The organism is Wolbachia endosymbiont of Tuta absoluta, from assembly GCF_059414725.1.
The window spans coordinates 1-1,045 of record NZ_JBNRJY010000754.1; the positions used below are offsets into that span (position 1 = coordinate 1).

Here is a 1,045-nt window from a genome sequence, read left to right on the forward strand (position 1 = left end):
AAAAAAAGTGGAGCAAAAGTGGATTATGGCTCTCCCTAATTGGGCTTTAACTATGTCTCAACTTGACATCTTCTTTCCCAACAGATTGAAAATTGAGTTGAACTAAAAATGCGGCTTGACACACTTTTTTGAACATTCCCGATCGTGGTACAGAGTATTGTGGCAAGCCAGGAAATCATGCGTACCAGTTATATTTGGGAGTAGAAAATATTGATCATTCTAGAACCAAAGCTTACTCTCCACAGACTAATGGTATATGTGAAAGGCTTCATAGAACTATGCAAGATGAATGTTATAATATTATTTTTAGGAAAAAGATTTATAGTACTTTGGAAGAACTCCAGTTAGATATCGATCATTGGTTGCATTCTTACAATAGAGCTAGACCTCATTCCGGTAAATATTGCTATGGTAAGACTCCTATGCAGACCTTTTTTGATAGTATGCATATTGCTTACCAAAAAAATATTGATAACATTAAAACAGATTCTGATATCGGTTTTGACTTCGTCGATTCTTCTGTCAGTTAATTTATGCCTGTCAGATTAAGTCTAAACTATTACATAGTTTCACGCCACCTACCCAGTAAGCAAGTTCTTTGTAGATCTATCCCAGGAGAGATGGGAGCTCCTGGTTTTGACGTCGTTTCAGCCCTTTCGACACTTCATCAGTGGTTCATTTTCATTCGCCTCTCTATTTCGTACATGACACGTATTTGTGCCTTTATCCATAACTCTCACTACCTTGACTCTTTATCAAAGCAGCTTATGGTTGTTTAAAGCCTGCTCTTGCAAGCCGACTGTGAGGGACCTTTCCCTCATCTATTGTGCAGCTTAAGCACTTAGTTTGCTCATTTCTGATCTTTCTTTGTGTCTCTACGGCACACCCCATCCTTGGCAAACTAATTTTATTGTCCCAAATTTGGGAGAAAAACCCTGGACTTGAAGTCCATCCTTTTAAGAATATAATTTTAAGGTGAAAAATCTGAAAGAATGTGGAATATTATAGAAAAAGCAGTCACTCTGTATATATATCACATAGTGTG

At 37.3% G+C, this 1,045-nt stretch carries 1 pseudogene; it reads left to right on the forward strand.

Annotated elements, in window-relative coordinates:
• Positions 1 to 134: 134 nt before the first annotated feature.
• Positions 135 to 530 (forward strand): annotated as a pseudogene (locus ACJ5GX_RS07840) (integrase core domain-containing protein); the annotation flags it as partial.
• Positions 531 to 1,045: the final 515 nt, after the last annotated feature.